Annotated in this window: 21 protein-coding genes; 19 read left to right on the forward strand and 2 right to left on the reverse strand. The window is 64.9% G+C overall.

All coding sequences use genetic code 11. The annotated features are described in order from the left end of the window. Together B4A72_RS08435 and B4A72_RS08440 are read right to left on the reverse strand one after the other, a co-directional pair. Positions 1-911: vWA domain-containing protein (locus tag B4A72_RS08435; RefSeq protein WP_292978330.1), on the reverse strand; the 911-nt coding region annotated here is incomplete at its 3' end. Further along, complete coding sequence (locus tag B4A72_RS08440; protein WP_292955409.1) at positions 911-1075, reverse strand: hypothetical protein; 165 nt, start codon at positions 1073-1075, stop codon at positions 911-913. The genes B4A72_RS08435 and B4A72_RS08440, both read right to left, overlap by 1 nt. Positions 1076-1281: 206 nt before the next feature. Here B4A72_RS08440 and B4A72_RS08445 point away from each other — a divergent pair, with 206 nt between their 5' ends. The 19 genes from B4A72_RS08445 (at position 1282) to B4A72_RS08535 (ending at position 16782) form a co-directional block, all read left to right on the forward strand. Further along, entirely contained in the window at positions 1282-1719 is a 438-nt protein-coding gene (locus B4A72_RS08445; protein ID WP_292955406.1) for a hypothetical protein, read from the forward strand. Positions 1720-2007: 288 nt separating this feature from the next. Continuing rightward, the gene (locus B4A72_RS08450; RefSeq protein WP_292955403.1) at positions 2008-2427 is read left to right on the forward strand and encodes a permease; all 420 of its coding nucleotides are present in this window, start codon (positions 2008-2010) and stop codon (positions 2425-2427) included. Continuing rightward, a complete protein-coding gene (locus tag B4A72_RS08455; protein ID WP_292955615.1) occupies positions 2378-3724 on the forward strand; it encodes a DNA-packaging protein in 1347 nt (448 codons plus the stop codon). Before B4A72_RS08450 ends, B4A72_RS08455 begins: the two co-directional genes overlap by 50 nt. A 114-nt stretch (positions 3725-3838) precedes the next feature. Further along, positions 3839-5023 carry a phage portal protein gene (locus B4A72_RS08460; RefSeq protein ID WP_292955400.1) on the forward strand — a complete coding sequence of 395 codons (1185 nt, stop codon included), beginning with the start codon at positions 3839-3841 and terminating at the stop codon, positions 5021-5023. A gap of 4 nt (positions 5024-5027) precedes the next feature. Further along, positions 5028-5258 (forward strand): GTA head formation protein, RCAP_rcc01685 family, encoded by a 231-nt coding sequence (locus B4A72_RS08465; RefSeq protein ID WP_292955397.1) that lies wholly within the window; start codon positions 5028-5030, stop codon positions 5256-5258. A 3-nt stretch (positions 5259-5261) separates the two neighbouring features. Next, entirely contained in the window at positions 5262-5792 is a 531-nt protein-coding gene (locus B4A72_RS08470) for an HK97 family phage prohead protease (protein ID WP_292955394.1), read from the forward strand. Positions 5793-5920: 128 nt separating this feature from the next. Next, positions 5921-7084, forward strand: a complete 1164-nt coding sequence (locus tag B4A72_RS08475) for a phage major capsid protein (RefSeq protein ID WP_292955391.1) — start codon at positions 5921-5923, stop codon at positions 7082-7084. 193 nt (positions 7085-7277) lie between these two features. Beyond that, complete coding sequence (locus tag B4A72_RS08480) at positions 7278-7892, forward strand: head-tail connector protein (protein ID WP_292955388.1); 615 nt, start codon at positions 7278-7280, stop codon at positions 7890-7892. Further along, positions 7892-8230, forward strand: coding sequence for a head-tail adaptor protein (locus B4A72_RS08485; protein WP_292955385.1), 339 nt, complete (start codon positions 7892-7894; stop codon positions 8228-8230). Before B4A72_RS08480 ends, B4A72_RS08485 begins: the two co-directional genes overlap by 1 nt. Continuing rightward, positions 8227-8646, forward strand: a complete 420-nt coding sequence (locus B4A72_RS08490; protein WP_292955382.1) for a DUF3168 domain-containing protein — start codon at positions 8227-8229, stop codon at positions 8644-8646. The genes B4A72_RS08485 and B4A72_RS08490 overlap by 4 nt, the downstream gene beginning before the upstream one ends. An 11-nt stretch (positions 8647-8657) precedes the next feature. Further along, complete coding sequence (locus tag B4A72_RS08495; protein ID WP_292955379.1) at positions 8658-9071, forward strand: phage major tail protein, TP901-1 family; 414 nt, start codon at positions 8658-8660, stop codon at positions 9069-9071. After that, complete coding sequence (locus B4A72_RS08500; RefSeq protein ID WP_292955376.1) at positions 9071-9385, forward strand: gene transfer agent family protein; 315 nt, start codon at positions 9071-9073, stop codon at positions 9383-9385. Before B4A72_RS08495 ends, B4A72_RS08500 begins: the two co-directional genes overlap by 1 nt. Further along, a complete protein-coding gene (locus tag B4A72_RS08505; RefSeq protein WP_292955373.1) occupies positions 9382-9603 on the forward strand; it encodes a rcc01693 family protein in 222 nt (73 codons plus the stop codon). The genes B4A72_RS08500 and B4A72_RS08505 overlap by 4 nt, the downstream gene beginning before the upstream one ends. Positions 9604-9617: 14 nt before the next feature. Next, positions 9618-10274, forward strand: a complete 657-nt coding sequence (locus B4A72_RS08510; RefSeq protein WP_292955370.1) for a phage tail tape measure protein — start codon at positions 9618-9620, stop codon at positions 10272-10274. 13 nt (positions 10275-10287) lie between these two features. Beyond that, positions 10288-10920, forward strand: a complete 633-nt coding sequence (locus tag B4A72_RS08515) for a DUF2460 domain-containing protein (protein ID WP_292955367.1) — start codon at positions 10288-10290, stop codon at positions 10918-10920. Beyond that, complete coding sequence (locus B4A72_RS08520; RefSeq protein WP_292955364.1) at positions 10917-11747, forward strand: DUF2163 domain-containing protein; 831 nt, start codon at positions 10917-10919, stop codon at positions 11745-11747. Before B4A72_RS08515 ends, B4A72_RS08520 begins: the two co-directional genes overlap by 4 nt. After that, positions 11744-12172 carry a peptidase gene (locus B4A72_RS08525; RefSeq protein ID WP_292955361.1) on the forward strand — a complete coding sequence of 143 codons (429 nt, stop codon included), beginning with the start codon at positions 11744-11746 and terminating at the stop codon, positions 12170-12172. The genes B4A72_RS08520 and B4A72_RS08525 overlap by 4 nt, the downstream gene beginning before the upstream one ends. A gap of 22 nt (positions 12173-12194) precedes the next feature. After that, entirely contained in the window at positions 12195-16082 is a 3888-nt protein-coding gene (locus B4A72_RS08530) for a baseplate multidomain protein megatron (RefSeq protein ID WP_292978332.1), read from the forward strand. Continuing rightward, positions 16069-16782 carry a DUF2793 domain-containing protein gene (locus tag B4A72_RS08535; RefSeq protein WP_292955355.1) on the forward strand — a complete coding sequence of 238 codons (714 nt, stop codon included), beginning with the start codon at positions 16069-16071 and terminating at the stop codon, positions 16780-16782. The genes B4A72_RS08530 and B4A72_RS08535 overlap by 14 nt, the downstream gene beginning before the upstream one ends. The last annotated feature ends 46 nt before the right edge of the window (positions 16783-16828 follow it).

Raw genomic sequence — 16828 nt, forward strand, 5'->3', positions numbered from 1 at the left:
TCGCGGCCGTAGCGGTGCAGCAGATCCCAGGTCGGGATCTGTTCCGTCCAGCGGCGGCGATTGTCGCGCCAGACGCCCTCGTAGAGGCAGTTGTGGAAATAGAAGTGCTGCATCTGACGGAATTCCGACCGTGCGGCCGAGAACAATTCGTCCACGATGCGGATATGGTCGTCCATGCTGCCGCCCACGTCCAGAAACAGCAGCACCTTGACGGCATTGCGCCGTTCGGGCCGGGTCTGCACGTCGATATAGCCGTGATTGGCAGTGGCGCGGATCGTGGCGGGCAGGTCCAGTTCATCGGCGGCGCCGTGCCGGGCCCATTGCCGCAGCCGTTTCAGCGCCACCTTGATATTGCGCGTGCCCAGAGCGACCGAATCGTCGAAATCGCGGAATTCGCGCCGGTCCCAGACCTTGACCGCCCGTCTGTGGCGGCTTGCGTCCTGACCGATTCGCACGCCTTCGGGATTGTAGCCATGCGCGCCGAAGGGCGAGGTTCCGGCCGTGCCGATCCATTTGTTGCCACCCTGATGACGCGATTGCTGTTCGGCCAGCCTGTCGCGCAGCCTGCGCATCAGGGTGTCGAAACTGCCACCGGCTTCGATCTGGGCCTTTTCGGCGTCGCTCAGCAGCTTTTCGGCCAGTTTCCGAAGCCAGTCCTGCGGAATCGCCTGTTCGTGGACCAGCATCTCGACCGGGACCCGATCCAGGCCCGAGAAACTTTCGGAAAAGGCGCGGTCGAATCGGTCCAGATGGCGTTCATCCTTGACCAGCGCGAGACGGGCGAAATGGTAGAAATCCTCGACCCGGCCCGCGGCGATCCCGGCCTGCATCCCGGCCATCAGGTCCAGCCATTCGCGCAGCGAAACCGGAACCCCTTGCCTGCGCAGCGCGTCGAGGAAGGGGATGAACATCAGATCATGCGGTCGATGAAGATCGTCAGGAAAAGGCCGAGGGCGGCGAAGGCCAGCGCGAAGGCAGCCGCATATTGCGCCTTGTCGCGTCCCTTGCCGCCCAACTGGCTGGCGCGGCGCCAGCCCAGAAAGGCGCCCAGAAGCATGGCTGCGATCACGATCATGGCTTATCCCGGAACAATGCTGCCCTGCGCAGATAGCCCCTTGCGCGGGCCCGTGCAACCGGACGGGCCGTCGCAGGCGGGACGCGCGCAGGTCAACGGCTTTGACAAAATTCGCCCGGCACCGCAGGCTGTTGGCGAGGGGGCTGGCGCTTCGCAGATCTTGCCGGGCGGCCGTCCCCATGCGCCTTGTGCAAAGGAGAGCCTTGATGATGAAATTTTCCGACATGTTCGCGACGCTGGCCGACAATGCCCGCCGGATGGAAGAGCGGGCGGCCGAGTGGCAAAACCAGATGAACGTCAAGAATGACGAGATGATGGCCAGCACCCGCAAATGGCAGGAAACCGCCTTGCAGCGCCAGGACGAGATGAACGCGCAGATGCGCAGCTATTTCGAAGAGGCGGGCGAGAATGTCCGCGGCCAGCTGCAGGTGATGCAATCAGCCTGGGAAGAGCAGTTCCAGAAGATGCGCGAGAAGAGCGAGGAGATGCGCGAACAGGCGATGAAGGGCGGTCATTTCCCTGACTGGGCCGAGGCCTATGCCGCGCAGATGGTGTCCTTTGCGCAACGGATGCAGGACGAGGCCAGCAACGCCATCGCGGCCGCGACCGAGGCGCGCGCCAAGGACGGCAAGAAGAAGGGCTGAGGGCAGCCTCTTTCCCGTGCGATCGCGGCCTTCCGGCCTTGGCTTTGCGTGATGTCACGCGCGGTGTTGCGCTGCGAACGCATGGGTGTTGCCTGTCTTAAGGCATTGTTTTCGATGCATAAGACTTGGTAAAGTGATCGCGCTATGGTTTAGCGATTGACTTACCGGACGCCCTGAAGTAGAAGTTTTCCATGCTGGGAGAAATGGGCAAGCGGCCGGGGGGCGACCCCAGGGCCGCTTTTTCGTTTCTTGGCTCGTGCGGACAGGACACGAGGCGGGACAGTTTGCATGAACGATATGGAATGGAGCGGGATCGGTGATCCTGAAGGGCCAGTCACGGCCGATGCGCATGTCACCGATCGCGCTGCGGACCAGGCCGAAGAAGACCGGCGGACCGCGGATCTGGAAGATCTGCTGGCCGAAGCACAGGGACAGCTTGCGTCCTGCATCAGGGACCTGCGGCGCCATACGGACGCGCTGGAGGAACGCGAGCGGGGTGCTGTCGATCCTGGTGAACTGAAGACCGCGATCCACAGCGCACGGGCGGTGCGCGATGCGGTCAATCATATGTTGTCGGAAAGGAGCCGCGTTGACAAACTTCGCAAGGACATCGCCGGCGGGGTCGGAGGAGGCTGCCTCGACCTTGACGCGGCAAGAACTGAGATCGGGCGCCGCCTGGCTTGCCTCCGCCGAGCCGGAGGAGGTTGACGAATTTCTTGAAGGGCTGGGCGAAAACGCACTGATGGCGCTGCCCTGGCTGTTCGAGTTCTGGGCCCTGCCGCATCAGTTGCCGCCCGAGGGCGATTGGAAAAGCTGGGTCATCATGGGCGGGCGCGGCGCGGGCAAGACCCGCGCCGGCTCGGAATGGGTCCGCCGCATGGTCGAGGGTCCGACCGCCACCGCGCCCGGTCAGTGTCAGCGGGTGGCACTGGTCGGCGAGACCTTCGATCAGGCCCGCGAAGTGATGGTCATGGGCGAGAGCGGGATCCTGGCCTGTTCGCCCCCCGACCGCAGGCCGGTCTGGGAAACCGGGCGGCGGCGGCTGGTCTGGGCCAATGGAGCGACGGCGACGGTCTATTCCGCGCATGAGCCCGAGGCTTTGCGCGGCCCGCAATTCGATGCGGCCTGGGTGGATGAACTGGCCAAGTGGAAGAAGGCCGACGACACGTGGGACATGCTGCAATTCGCGTTGCGCCTGGGCAGCCATCCGCAGCAGGTCGTGACCACGACGCCGCGCAATGTGGCCGTGCTGAAGCGCATTCTGGGCAATGCCAGCACCGTCACGACGCATGCGCCGACCGATGCCAACCGGGCCTATCTGGCCGAGAGCTTTCTGGCCGAGGTCGAGGCCCGCTATGGCGGGACCCGGATGGGTCGGCAGGAGCTGGAGGGCGTGCTGCTGGACGATATCGAGGGCGCACTTTGGACGACGGCGATGCTGGAGGGCGCGCGTATCGAGCAGGCGCCGAAACTGAGCCGCGTCGTGGTTGCCGTCGATCCGGCGGTGACGGCCGGCCGGGCCAGCGACGAATGCGGCATCGTCGTCGCCGGTGTCGTCTGCGACGGCGAGCCGAAGGATTGGCGGGCCTATCTGCTGGAGGATGCGACGCTGCGGGGCAGCCCGGTGGACTGGGCGCGTGCCGCGATTGCCGCGATGGACCGGCACGGGGCCGAAAAGCTGGTGGCCGAAGTCAATCAGGGCGGTGATCTGGTCGAAAGCGTGATCCGGCAGGTCGATCCCCTGGTGCCGTTCAAGGCGCTGCGCGCCGGCCGCGGCAAGGGCCTGCGTGCCGAACCGGTCGCCGCGCTGTATGAACAGGGGCGCATCAGGCATGTCCGGTCCGGCAATCTGGGCGCGCTGGAGGACCAGATGTGCCAGATGACGGTTCGCGGCTATGAGGGACGCGGCTCTCCGGATCGGCTGGATGCGATGGTCTGGGCGATTCACGAGCTGATGATCGAGCCGGCGGCGGGCTGGCGGCGGCCGCAGATGCGGCGATTGTGAGAAAAGGCGGGGGTTTCACACGCACGAACCGGCGTCCCCCGGGGTATTTGGACAACGAAGAAGGGGCTGGCCTGCGGGCCGGCCCTTTTTCATGGCCGAGGCATGGAGGCGAGCATGGCGTTTCGATTGTTTTCGCGGGAGGAGACATCCATTCCCGCACCGGAGAGGAAGGCCAGCGCGACGGGCCGGGTGGTGGCCTTTGCGTCCGGAGCGGGACGGCCGATCTGGTCGGCACGTGATACCGGGTCGCTGACGCGCGGCGGTTTCATGGGCAATCCGGTCGGGTTCCGGTCGGTCAAGCTGATCGCCGAGGCGGCGGCGGCGGTGCCGCTGGTCTGCGAGGATCGCGAGCGGCGATATGACGTGCATCCGGTGCTGGATCTGCTGCGACGTCCCAACCCGGGCCAGGGACGGGCGGAATTGTTCGAAGCCCTCTTCGGGCAATTGCTGCTGTCGGGCAACGGCTATGTCGAGGCGGTCGGATTGTCCGGGGCGGGGCTGCCGGAAGAACTGCATGTTCTGCGTTCGGACCGGATGAGCATCGTTCCCGGCACGGATGGCTGGCCGGTGGCGTTCGAATATTCCGTTGGCGGGCGCAAGCATCGTTTCGACATGACCGGCAGCCCCGATCCGATCTGCCACATCAAGAGCTTTCATCCGCAGGACGATCACTACGGATTGTCGCCGATGCAGGCAGCGGCGGTGGCGCTGGATGTGCATAACAGCGCCAGCGCCTGGTCCAAGGCGCTGCTGGACAACGCCGCGAGGCCAAGTGGCGCCATCGTCTACAAGGGCGTCGACGGGCAGGGGGTTCTGAGCCCCGAACAATATGACCGCTTGGTCGGCGAGATCGAGATGAACCATCAGGGCGCACGCAATGCCGGGCGACCGATGCTGCTGGAAGGCGGGCTGGACTGGAAGCCGATGGGATTCAGCCCCAGCGACATGGAGTTTCATGAAACCAAGCTGTCGGCGGCGCGCGAGATCGCGCTGGCCTTTGGCGTTCCGCCCATGCTGCTGGGGATCCCCGGGGATGCGACCTATGCAAACTATGCCGAGGCGCACCGGGCCTTCTATCGGCTGACCGTTCTGCCGCTGGCGACGCGGGTGTCCGCGTCAGTGGCCTGGTGGCTCTCTGAGCATATGGGCACCGAGGTCGATCTGCGTCCCGATCCCGACCGAATTCCGGCCCTGGCAGAAGAGCGGGATCAGCAATGGGCCCGGATCGGCGGGGCGAGTTTTCTCAGCGATGCCGAAAAGCGGGCGCTGCTGGGGCTGCCTCCGCTGACCGATGGGTGAGCCGATGGAAGGATCGCGTTTCATCGAGGCGGGCTTGTGGCGCGACCAGCGATTTGAGGCGCAGGAGCGGATCATGGCGCTGCAATTCGGCACCGTCGAGAAGCGGCTGGAGCGCATCGAGGCGCTGATGGAGGGCCTGGAGCGGCGGCTGTGGATGACGGTTTACGGCGTCGTCGCCGTCATCCTGACCCAGGCCATTCAGGGAATAATCGACTACGTGCCCAAAGGAGGCTGAGGGATGGTTCCGGGACTTGAGGTGAAATTCGCGGGCGGGGCTCCGGTCCTGAGCGAAGGCCATGTAATCGAAGGCTATGCCAGCCTGTTCGGGATGACGGATCAGGGCGGCGACGCGGTTCTTCCGGGCGCCTTCGCAGCCTCGCTGAAGAAGCTGGCGGGCAAGGGCGACAAGGTTCGGATGCTGTGGCAGCACGATCCGACACGGCCCATCGGTGTCTGGGACGAGATCCGCGAGGATCAGACAGGGCTGTGGGTCAAGGGTCGCCTGCTGCGCGAGGTCGCGCAGGCCCGCGAAGCGGCGGCGCTGATTCAGGCCGGTGCGATCGATGGCCTGTCCATCGGCTATCGCACGATCCGCGCCGAGCGCGATCAGAAAGGGCGCCGCGCCCTGGCCGAGGTCGAATTGTGGGAAGTGTCGCTGGTGACCTTTCCGATGCTGCCCGAGGCCAAGGTCGGCCGCAAGGAAACGGACGATCTGCGCGAGATCGCGGCGCTGTTTTCGGCGGCCGTCGAGGCGCTGCGGGCAGACTGAAATCCGGGGTCGCGCCGCATCGGCGCGGCCGCGGCAAGATGCGCCGGGACGCATCATTCGGGTTCGGGTCGTTCCTGACCCGGCAGCAGGGGCGGATCGGCCCCGATCATCGCGATGAGGAGAAGATTATGACCGAGGTGAAGGCCGCGGGCGGCGGTGACGCGTCCGCCGATCTGAAAGGGGCCATGACAGGGTTCGTGAGCGAACTCAGAGGGTTCCGAGACGACATTCAGAAGAAGCTCAATGCACAGGAAGAGCGTATGAACATGCTTGATCGCAAGACCGCCATTCGGGGCCGCGCGCCTCTTTCGACCGTGGCCGAGACCGAGGTTCCGCATCAGAAGGCATTCAACGCCTATCTGCGCAGCGGCGATGACGACGGTCTGCGCGGCCTTGCGGTCGAGGAAAAGGGGCTGAGCGTGGCCAGCGACGGTGGTTTCCTGGCGGCCCCCCAGGTCGCCGACAGCGTGCAATCGGTGCTCTCCACCGGTGCGTCGCTGCGCAAGCTGGCCAATGTCGTGACCGTCGAATCCTCGGCCTACGAGGTTCTGGTGGACAAGGGTGACATGGGTGCGGGCTGGGCCGACGAGGCCGAGCCGGTCGAGTCCGGCGCCGGCGGTGTCGAACGGATCTCGATCCCGGTTCACGAATTGTCGGCGATGCCGAAGGCCAGTCAGCGCCTGCTGGACGATGCCGCCTTCGACGTCGAGGCATGGCTGGCCGAGCGGATCGCCGACAAGTTCGCGCGTTCGGAAGCAGCAGCCTTCATTTCGGGCGATGGTGTATCGAAGCCGAAGGGCATTCTGGCCTATCCGACGGCGCCGAACGACAGCGCCGGCGCGGGCGAGATCGGCGTTATCGGCACGGGCGCGATCGGCGAGTTCAACTCGGCCGCGCCGGCCGATCCGCTGATCGACCTGATCTATGCCCTGCCTGCGGAATATCGCGCCAATGCCAGCTTCGTGATGAATTCGAAGACGGCAGCGCAGGTTCGCAAGATGAAGGATGCCGATGGGCGCTTTCTGTGGAGCGACGCCCTGGCTGCCGGTCAGGTGCCGCAGCTTCTGGGCTATCCGGTTCTGATCAGCGAGGACATGCCGGATATCGGTTTTGACGCCCTGGCCATCGCCTTCGGCGATTTCCATGCCGCCTACACCATTGTCGAGCGTCCCGACCTGCGCGTGTTGCGCGATCCGTTCAGCGCCAAGCCGCATGTTCTGTTCTATGCGACCAAGCGCGTCGGCGGCGGCGTCACCGACTTCCGCGCGGTCAAGTTCCTGCAGTTCGCCTGATCCTTCGGGGTCGGGCGAGGGAAGGGGCCGCGCGCGGGTCGCGCGCCGGTCATGCTGGCTTTGCAACTGTCCGCGCGTGCTGATGGCTGGCGCGCGGGCGCGGTCCTTTCCCGCCTGAAGCAATGGCGGGGCCCATGGTCGGGCCCCGCCTCGGTGGAACGAATGGCGGACGGCAGGACGGGAGGTTCGCAAGATGATGCTGATTGAGGAAACGGCGCCCGCGGCGGAGGCGCTGCCTGTCGCCTCCTTGCGCGAGCATTTGCGCCTCGGCTCGGGTTTCGAGATTGCCGAGGATAATGCGGAAACGGCGGCGCTGACGGGCTATCTGCGCGCCGCGATCGCCGCGATCGAGGCGCGCACGGGCAAGGTCCTGCTGACGCGGCGTTTTCGGATGCAACTGGACGATTGGCGCGACCGGCTGGGACAGACGCTGCCGCTGGCGCCCGTGGTCACGGTCGACAGGATCGAGATCGATGACGGGGCCGGCACGGTAACGACGCTGCAACCCGACGGCTGGCGGCTGCTGCCCGACATGCAGCGCCCGACCATTCTGCCGGCGGGTGTCATTCTGCCCAACGTGCCGCGCCGGGGCTTTCTGACGATTACCTTCACGGCAGGGTTCGGCGATACCTGGGCTTCGGTGCCGGCCGATCTGTCGCAGGCGGTTCTGATGCTGGCCACGCGATATTACGAGGATCGCAGCTTCGAGGGATCGGCGAATGCGATGCCCTTCGGGGTCAGCGCACTGATCGAACGCTGGCGCCAGATCCGCACCCTGGCGGGGCGCGGTCAGCGCGAGGTGCGTTGATGGGCGCGCCGAGGCTGAACGTGCGCCTGGCGCTGGAAGCGCCAGAGCGTCAGAGCGACGGGCTGGGCGGTTATCGCGTGGTCTGGCGGCAACTGGGATTTCTGTGGGCCGAACTGGATTCGGGTTCGGGGCGGCGGCGGTCGGCAGAGGTGGGCGCGGAAAGCGTCGTATCCTGGAAGATCACGGTGCGGTCTGCGGCGACGGGCGATCCAAGGCGGCCGGCACCCGGACAGAGGTTGCGGCTGGATCGCCGGTTCTTCCGGATCGATGCGGTCGCCGAGCGGGACCGTGACGGCCTGTGGCTGACATGTTTTGCGCGCGAGGAGGATCAGGCATGAGTTATGCGGCTTCCGTCGCCCTTCAGGGCGCGGTCTATCAGCGACTGCGGGCCGACGCAGTGTTGTCCGAACTGGTCGGAGACGCGATTTATGACGCGATGCCGGTCGATGCGCCCAGCGGGGTCTTCGTCTCGCTGGGTCCCGAAGAGGTGCGCGATGCCGGCGATTTCGATCGCGCCGGATCCCAGCACGATTTCATCGTCTCGGTTCTGTCGGGCACGGATGAAAGCGCGGGATTCGCCGCCGTGAAAACGGCTGCCGTTGCTGTCGCGGAGGCTTTGGAACGTGCCGAACTGACGCTGGATCGCGGCGATCTGGCCGGAATGTGGTTCCTGCGCGCCAAGGCGCGGCGGGTGGAAAATGGTGCGGCGCGGCGGGTCGATCTGACCTTCCGTGCCCGCATCGATCTGGACTGAGGAGAAAACCCATGGCGGTACAGAACGGACGCGACCTGCTGATCAAGATGGACATGACGGGCGATGGCTCTTTCGAGACGGTGGCCGGACTGCGGGCCTCGCGCCTGTCGTTCAACGCCGAGACGGTGGATGTGACCACGATCGAAAGCGAAGGCGGCTGGCGCGAATTGCTGGGTGGGGCGGGAATGCGCAGCGCCTCGATCTCGGGGTCGGGAGTGTTTCGCGATGCCGATACGGACGGTCGTGCGCGGCAGATCTTTTTCGACGGCGAGGTTCCGCGCTTTCAGGTCGTCATCCCGGATTTCGGCACGGTCGAGGGGCCTTTCCAGATCTCCGCGTTGGAATACGCGGGTAGCTACAACGGGGAGGCGACCTACGAGATGACGATGGCGTCGGCGGGCGCGCTGAGCTTCGTGGCCCTGTGATGGTGAACCCGATGCGGGGCGAGGTCGAGGTGGTTCTGGACGGCCGCGCGCATGTCGCACGGCTGACCCTGGGAGCCTTGGCAGAGCTGGAACATCAGTTGGGCGCGGCCTCGTTGATGGATCTTGCCGGGCGGTTCGAGGCCGGGCGCTTCAGCAGCCGCGATGTGTTGGCCGTGCTTGTCGCCGGCCTGCGCGGCGGAGGTTGGCAGGGTCGCGCCGAAGACCTGCTGTCGGTCGAGATCGATGGCGGCCCGGTGGGGGCCGGCCGCGCGGCGGCAGAATTGCTGGCGCGGGCTTTTCGGATCGCGGCATGAGCGAGGCCGACAAGGGACTGGATTGGCCGGGACTGATGCGCGCCGGCCTGCATGGGCTGGGCCTGAGGCCGGACCAGTTCTGGACGCTGACCCCGGCGGAGCTGGCGCTGATGCTGGGCATCGAAGCAGGCCGCCCTGCAATGACGCGGGGCAGACTGGCCGAACTGGCGGCGCGATATCCCGACCGGGACGCGGCGCCTGATGACGGGAATGCATGATCGGGGATCAGAGGATGGCGAACAAGGATGGTTTCGGGTCCGGTCTGGACCAGCTTGACGAGAATATGGGACAGACGAGCCGGATGACGGCCGAGTTCGAGGCGGAATTGGCGCGGCTGCGTCAGTCGATGTCGTTCACGTCGCGCGAGGTCGGAACGCTGAGTTCCGGGATCGAAAGCGGATTGCGCCGCGCCTTCGACGGGTTGATCTTTGACGGCGACAAGTTGTCCGAGGCACTGAAGGGGATCGGGCGGACGATCGCAGATACCGTCTTCTCGATCGCGATGAAGCCGGTCGAGAGCGCATTGGCCGGATCGGTGGCGAACGGCATGGCCGGAATGGTATCGGGCGCAATGCCATTCGCCCAGGGCGGTGCATTCGTGCAGGGCAGGGTGATGCCCTTCGCCAAGGGCGGGGTCGTCTCGGAACCGACCCGGTTCCCGATGCGTGGCGCGACGGGACTGATGGGCGAAGCCGGCCCCGAGGCGATCATGCCGCTGCGACGCGGTGCCGATGGCAGACTGGGTGTCGCCGCAGGCGGAAGCGGCGGCAGGGCAGTGAACGTCACGGTCAATGTCACGACGCCGGATGTCGCCGGCTTCAAGCGCAGCCAATCGCAGATCGCGGCACAGCTTGGCCGCGCCCTGGCGCGCGGCGAACGAAATTCCTGAGCAGGAGGCGAGGATGGCATTTCACGAGGTGAGGTTTCCTGCAAGCCTGTCCTTCGGCTCGATCGGTGGACCAGAGCGCAGGACGGAAATCGTCGCGTTGTCCAGCGGATTTGAGGAACGCAATACACCTTGGGCCGACGCGCGCAGGCGCTATGATGCCGGAATGGGTTTGCGTTCGCTGGACGATCTGTCGGCGCTGGTCGCGTTCTTCGAGGCGAGGGCGGGGCAATTGCACGGCTTCCGCTGGAAGGATTGGTCGGACTACAAAAGCTGTCTGCCGTCACGCGATCCGGCCTTCGACGATCAGGAAATCGCCGTGGGTGACGGCGTCAGCGTGACCTTTCAACTGACCAAGGCCTATGCATCAGGGCCGGCCCGCTATCAGCGTCCCATCAACAAGCCGGTGAAAGACAGCGTCCGCGCCGGTGTGGGGGGAAGTGAACTGTTTCCGGACACGCATTTCACAGTAGATCATCAGACGGGCCAGATCACCTTCAGCGCCGCACCCGAACCCGGCGCGACGATCTCGGCGGGATATGAATTCGACGTCCCTGTCCGGTTTGATACCGATCGGATCGCGGTATCGGTTTCTTCCTTTCAGGCGGGCGAGATGCCGCAGATTCCGGTCGTGGAGGTTCGCGTATGACCAGCACCACCATCGCGCGTGCGTGGTTGATCCGACGCCGAGACGGCCTGCGAGTGGGCTTTACCGATCACGACCGCGATTTGTCATTCGATGGCCTGCGCTTTCGTCCCGACCATGGAATGACTGCACGCGCTTTGGTTCAGGCTTCGGGACTGTCGGTGGACAATTCCGAAGCAGAAGGAGCCCTGTCGGATGAGGCGATCACCGAAGGGGACATTCTGGCCGGACGCTGGGATGAAGCCGGTCTCAGCATGTGGGAGGTCGATTGGCGCGATGTCTCGAAGCGACGGCTGGTCTTTGCCGGCAGTCTGGGCGAGGTGTCGCGTTCGGGCGGGGCCTTCCGCGCCGAGTTGCGCGGCTTGGCAGAGCCGCTGAACCAGGCGCGGGGCCGTGTGTTTCATCCGCGCTGCTCCGCCCGGCTGGGAGACAAGTTCTGCAAGATCGACCTGACTGACGATACCTTGTGGACCGAGCGCGCGATCGAGGCGCTAGACGACGACCACATCCTTCGTTTCGCGGCGTTTCCGGCATTTGACGCGGGATGGTTCGAGCGCGGCAGGATCGAGGTTCTCACGGGGCGGGCGGAAGGGCTTTCGGCTGCGATCAAGAACGATCTGGCACTGCCCGGAGCGCGTCGCGAGATCGGGTTGTGGAAGGCATTCGGAATGACCCCTGCCGTCGGGGATCGCGTTCGGCTGGTCGCCGGGTGTGACAAACGCGCCCAGACCTGCCGACTGAAGTTCCGCAATTTTGTCAATTTCCGTGGTTTTCCGCATCTGCCGACCGAGGACTGGCTGATTGCGCCCGGGACGGCAGGGCGGTCATGACCGATAGAGCCGTTTCCGTCGCACGCGACTGGCTGGGAACACCCTATATCCATCAGGCCAGCCAGAAGGGCGTCGCGTCGGACTGCCTTGGCCTGATCCGCGGCATCTGGCGTGAACTCTACGGCGAAGAGCCAGAGGCCGCACCCGATTATACGCCCGACTGGGGCGAGTTCGGCAGCCATGAACTGCTGATGGATGGTGCCATGAGGCACATGCTGGCGGTTGAACGGGCAGCGGCGCTGGCGCCAGGTCAGGTGCTGCTGTTCCGCATGCGGGCGGGCGCTGTCGCCAAACATCTAGGCATCGTCTCGGCTGCCGGCGACGCGCCGCGATTTATTCATGCCTATACCCATCATGGGGTGATCGACAGTCCGTTGACCGCCCCTTGGCGAAACCGGATCGCAGCCCGGTTCCGCTTTCCCTGATCTTTGACTTAAGGAGGCCGCGATGGCCACGATTGTGCTGTCCGCAGTGGGTGCATCCATCGGCGGCGGGTTCGGCGGCGCGTTTCTGGGCATGTCGGGCGCCGTGGTCGGCCGGGCGATCGGAGCGACGGTTGGCCGCGCCCTGGACCAGCGCCTGCTGGGCGGTGGCTCGAAAGCAGTTGAAACGGGTCGGATCGACCGGCTGCGATTGCAGACTGCGGGCGAGGGCGCACCGATCCCGCGGATCTGGGGCCAGATGCGGGTGCCTGGTCATGTCATATGGGCGTCGCCGCTGGATGAGATCAGCACGACGGAAAGCGCAGGCGGGGGCAAAGGCGCGCCGCAGGCAAAGGTCACGCAGATCAGCTATCGGCTTTCTGTCGCTCTGGCCCTGTGCGAGGGGCGGATCCTGGGCGTCGGCCGGGTCTGGGCCGATGGAGAAGAAATTGCGGCTTCGGATCTGAACATGCGGGTCTATCGCGGCAGCGAAACGCAGATGCCCGATCCGGCGATCGAGGCACATGAAGGCGCGGACACGCCGGCCTATCGCGGCGTGGCCTATGTGGTTCTGGAAGATCTGGTCCTGGAACGCTGGGGCAACAGAATGCCGCAGCTGAGCTTCGAGGTGACCTGCGCGGCGCAGGACGGCTCGGGTCTTTGCCGCGACGTCCGGGCTGTCGCCCTGATACCGGGAACCGGCGAATATTCTTTGGCGACAAGTCACGTTACGCAGGATCTGGGGCTGGGCGAGGTTCGTTCGGTCAATACGAACACGCCCATGGGGGGCACTGATTTCAGTGTCTCGATGGATATTCTGGGCCGGGAATTGCCGAAGGTCGGTTCGGTCTCGCTTGTTGTTTCATGGTTCGGAAACGACCTGCGGATCGACCGCTGCAAGATTCAGCCTAAGGTCGAGCAGCGCGAGATTGACGGGTCCGAGATGCCTTGGCGTGCCGGCGGAATCGACAGGACATCGGCAGCCGAGGTCGCGCAAGTCGACGGTCGGCCGATCTATGGCGGCACTCCGTCGGATCAATCTGTGACCGAGGCGCTGGTGGCCATAGAGAATTCCGGAAGAAAGGCGGTCTTCTATCCGTTCATCCTGATGGAGCAGCTTGGCGGAAACGAACTGCCCGACCCCCATGGCGCGGTTGAGCAACCGGTCATGCCGTGGCGCGGGCGGATCACCACATCGATCGCACCGGGACGGGCCGACACGACGGATTCGACCGAAGCGGCAGTCGATGAAGTCGCGACCTTCTTTGGTCAAGCCGACGGGGCCGATTTTACCGCAGACGGGCAGAAGATTACCTACCACGGTCCGGCCGAATGGTCCTACCGCCGGTTCATACTGCATTACGCGCATCTCTGTGCGGCTGCCGGCGGGATCGACGCCTTTCTGATCGGTTCCGAAATGATCGGAATGACTCAGATCCGGGGACCGCAGAACATCTATCCCGCGGTCGCGCAATTGCGACGTCTCGCGGCTGATGTGCGTCAAATCTTGGGGCCCGATGTGAAGATCGGTTATGCTGCGGATTGGTCGGAATATTTTGGCCATCATCCCGGCAACGGCGAGCTGTTCTTCCATCTCGATCCGCTGTGGGCCGATGACAATATCGACTTTATCGGTATCGACAACTACATGCCCCTCAGTGATTGGCGCGACGGCGAGGATCATCTGGACGCGCATTGGGGCCGCATCGGCAACCCTGAGTATCTGGAAGCAAATGTTTGCGGCGGCGAGGGATATGACTGGTATTACGCCAGTGAGGCCGATCGCGATGCACAAATCCGCACGCCGATTACCGACGGACAATATGACGAAGCCTGGGTCTGGCGCTACAAGGATCTGCGTAGCTGGTGGCAGAATTTGCATTTCGATCGGCCGGACGGTGTGCGTTCAAGGCAGGCGACGAACTGGGTTCCGGGATCGAAGCCGATCTGGTTCACCGAATACGGCTGCGCTGCATTGGACAAAGCGACGAACCAGCCGAACAAGTTTCTTGATGCGATGAGTTCTGAGAGCACGTTGCCTTATTATTCCGACGGGCGGCGCGATGATGCGATCCAGGCGGCTTATCTGGCGGCGGTAAGGTCTTATTGGTCAAAGCCTGGCAACAATCCTGAACGGCAGGATGGGGGCATAATGCTGGATCTGGATCGGGCGCATGTCTGGTGCTGGGACGCCCGGCCCTATCCAGCCTTTCCGGGCCGGGACGATCTTTGGTCGGACGGGCCGGCCTGGGAACGTGGACACTGGCTGAACGGCCGCGCGGGAGCGGTGGCGCTGGAAGCCGTTGTGGGCGACATTTGCCGCGAGGCTGGCGTGGAAGCCTTCGATACAAGCGGGCTGTTTGGTGTGGTGCGCGGCTTTTCGGTCTTGGGCGGCGAAACCGGCCGGGCCGCATTGCAGCCGCTGATGCTTGCGCACGGCTTTGACGCGCTGGAGCGTGACGGTATGCTGGGCTTTCGACGTCGAGACGGGCTGGCCCGGGCCGCGCTCGGGCCAGAGGACCTGGCAGTGGCGGAGGATGTCGCGGATTTCGAGACGACGCGGGCAGCGGCACCTCAGGTTGCCGGGCGGCTTCGCCTGACGCATGTCGAGGCCGGAACCGACTACGCCACGGCGACTGCCGAGACGAGTCTGCCCGACGGCGACGCCGAAACCGTGACCGACAGCGAATTCACCATGGCGATGACCCGCGGCGAGGGTCGCGCCATTGCCGAGCGATGGCTGGCCGAGGCGGAAATCGGGCGAGATACGGCGCGCTTCGCGCTGGCGCCGTCGAAGGCGGATCTGGGGCCCGGTGATGTGATCCTGATGAGATCGAATGTGGCAGAGATGCGGCGTTGGCGGATTGACCGGGTCGAGAGGGCAGGGGCGATTACCTTTGATGCCGTGAGGGTCGAGCCCAGCGTATATCGGCCTGCCCTTTCCAGCGAAGATGACCATGCCATACGGCGCTATGTGCCGCCGATTCCGGTCTTTCCGGTTTTCTTGGATCTGCCGCTCTTGCGTGGTGACGAGACGCCCCATGCACCGTATCTGGCTGCGTCCGCGCGACCTTGGCCAGGCACGGTTGCGGCCTACATATCGGTCGAAGAGGAGGGCGGGTTCGACCTGAACCTGACCTTGCCGCGCAAGGCGGTCATCGGGCGGACGCTTGGTACATTGCAACGAGCCCGGCCCGGTGTGATCGACCGGGGCGCGCCGCTACGCTTGCGATTGAAGGCGGACACGCTGCGTTCCGTGACCGAGAAAGCCCTTCTGTCGGGAGCCAACGTTCTTGCGATCGGCGATGGCTCGACCGACAGGTGGGAGGTCTTGCAATTTCGCAAGGCCGCGCCCGTTGGCGATGGGATCTGGGAAATCAGCGAACGGTTGCGCGGCCAAGCCGGAACAGATGCGATCATGCCGGCAAGCTGGCCCGAGGGCAGTCTTGTCGTGATCATGGATGGGGCGCCGCGTCAGGTCGCGCTTCCGCCCTCGGCGCGCGGACAAGAGAGGTTTTGGCGTATCGGTCCAGCATTGCGGGCACCCGATGATGCCAGCTACCGGCTTCTGACCACGGAGGTCAAGGGTGTCGGACTGCGGCCCTATGCACCTTGCCACATGCGAGCCGAGGGTCGCCAACTGTCATGGGTGCGGCGCACGCGGGTCGATGGCGATAGCTGGGACGGAACGGATGTCCCGTTGGGCGAAAGCCTCGAATCGTATCGTCTGCGCATCACGAAGGACGATATCGTGATCCACCAGATCGATCTCGACCGGCCCGAATACCTGATCCCCGAAGCGGTCTTTTCCGAAGCCGCGCAGAACGGCGGTTTCACGGTCGCCGTAGCGCAATTGTCGGACCTTTTTGGTGCCGGCCCCTATCTCAGGAGAACTTTCGATGGTGACCAGTGAAACGATGCGACTGGCGATGCCCTTGCTGCAACCCTCCCAGGCGCAGAAGCATGTGACCGTCAACGAGGCACTGATGCGACTCGACGGTCTGGTGAACCTGGTTTTGCAAAGTGTCAGCACCTTGTTGCCTCCGGCTACCGTGATCGACGGGCAGTGCTGGGGTGTGCCTCTCGCGGCGCAGGGCGCCTGGGCCGGCAAGGATGGATTGATCGCGCTTGGCTCGAACGGCGGGTGGATGTTCGTCGCGCCGTCGGCAGGGATGCGGGCTTTCGTCGCGGATCGGGGCTGCGAGGCGATCCATGATGGTCGGGGTTGGGCCCTTGGAGCCCTGTCGCTGGGAGTTTTCGGGTCCGGGCTGGTCGCCGGCTTCGCCGAGGCCGAGGTGATGGTCGGTACGGGCGCGGATTTCGACACCGGCCTTGCGATCCCCGCGAATGTATCGGTCATCGGAGCGGTCGCGCGGGTCACGGAGACCCTGACAGGTGGCCTGACTTCCTGGCGTCTGGGCCATGGCGGCGCGACGAATCGCTTTGGGCAGGGGCTTGGCACATCGGCCGGGTCATGGGCACGCGGTCTGCTGGGCACGCCCACGGCATATTACAGCCCCGAGACGATGGTGATGACGGCCGAGGGCGGTAATTTCAGCGGGGGTGCGGTCAGGCTGTCGGTTCACTGGCTGGAACTGCGGCTGCCGTTTTGACGTGATGGAGGTCCCGCGCGCTTTTCCCGCGTTTCCATCTGGGCTA

Source organism: Paracoccus sp. UBA5162, assembly GCF_002413585.1.
In the GTDB taxonomy this organism is placed as follows: Bacteria; Pseudomonadota; Alphaproteobacteria; order Rhodobacterales; family Rhodobacteraceae; genus Paracoccus.

What these genes read in the sequence shown, in the direction of transcription:
- B4A72_RS08490 (WP_292955382.1), top strand. Translation starts at nt 8,227, where the DNA reads ATGAGTTATGCGGCTTCCGTCGCCCTTCAGGGCGCGGTCTATCAGCGA.
- B4A72_RS08480 (WP_292955388.1), top strand. Translation starts at nt 7,278, where the DNA reads ATGATGCTGATTGAGGAAACGGCGCCCGCGGCGGAGGCGCTGCCTGTC.
- B4A72_RS08470 (WP_292955394.1), top strand. Translation starts at nt 5,262, where the DNA reads ATGGTTCCGGGACTTGAGGTGAAATTCGCGGGCGGGGCTCCGGTCCTG.
- B4A72_RS08485 (WP_292955385.1), top strand. Translation starts at nt 7,892, where the DNA reads ATGGGCGCGCCGAGGCTGAACGTGCGCCTGGCGCTGGAAGCGCCAGAG.
- B4A72_RS08510 (WP_292955370.1), top strand. Translation starts at nt 9,618, where the DNA reads ATGGCGAACAAGGATGGTTTCGGGTCCGGTCTGGACCAGCTTGACGAG.
- B4A72_RS08520 (WP_292955364.1), top strand. Translation starts at nt 10,917, where the DNA reads ATGACCAGCACCACCATCGCGCGTGCGTGGTTGATCCGACGCCGAGAC.
- B4A72_RS08525 (WP_292955361.1), top strand. Translation starts at nt 11,744, where the DNA reads ATGACCGATAGAGCCGTTTCCGTCGCACGCGACTGGCTGGGAACACCC.
- B4A72_RS08535 (WP_292955355.1), top strand. Translation starts at nt 16,069, where the DNA reads ATGGTGACCAGTGAAACGATGCGACTGGCGATGCCCTTGCTGCAACCC.
- B4A72_RS08440 (WP_292955409.1), bottom strand. Translation starts at nt 1,075, where the DNA reads ATGATCGTGATCGCAGCCATGCTTCTGGGCGCCTTTCTGGGCTGGCGC.
- B4A72_RS08450 (WP_292955403.1), top strand. Translation starts at nt 2,008, where the DNA reads ATGAACGATATGGAATGGAGCGGGATCGGTGATCCTGAAGGGCCAGTC.
- B4A72_RS08475 (WP_292955391.1), top strand. Translation starts at nt 5,921, where the DNA reads ATGACCGAGGTGAAGGCCGCGGGCGGCGGTGACGCGTCCGCCGATCTG.
- B4A72_RS08500 (WP_292955376.1), top strand. Translation starts at nt 9,071, where the DNA reads ATGGTGAACCCGATGCGGGGCGAGGTCGAGGTGGTTCTGGACGGCCGC.
- B4A72_RS08495 (WP_292955379.1), top strand. Translation starts at nt 8,658, where the DNA reads ATGGCGGTACAGAACGGACGCGACCTGCTGATCAAGATGGACATGACG.
- B4A72_RS08460 (WP_292955400.1), top strand. Translation starts at nt 3,839, where the DNA reads ATGGCGTTTCGATTGTTTTCGCGGGAGGAGACATCCATTCCCGCACCG.
- B4A72_RS08530 (WP_292978332.1), top strand. Translation starts at nt 12,195, where the DNA reads ATGGCCACGATTGTGCTGTCCGCAGTGGGTGCATCCATCGGCGGCGGG.
- B4A72_RS08515 (WP_292955367.1), top strand. Translation starts at nt 10,288, where the DNA reads ATGGCATTTCACGAGGTGAGGTTTCCTGCAAGCCTGTCCTTCGGCTCG.
- B4A72_RS08465 (WP_292955397.1), top strand. Translation starts at nt 5,028, where the DNA reads ATGGAAGGATCGCGTTTCATCGAGGCGGGCTTGTGGCGCGACCAGCGA.
- B4A72_RS08505 (WP_292955373.1), top strand. Translation starts at nt 9,382, where the DNA reads ATGAGCGAGGCCGACAAGGGACTGGATTGGCCGGGACTGATGCGCGCC.
- B4A72_RS08445 (WP_292955406.1), top strand. Translation starts at nt 1,282, where the DNA reads ATGATGAAATTTTCCGACATGTTCGCGACGCTGGCCGACAATGCCCGC.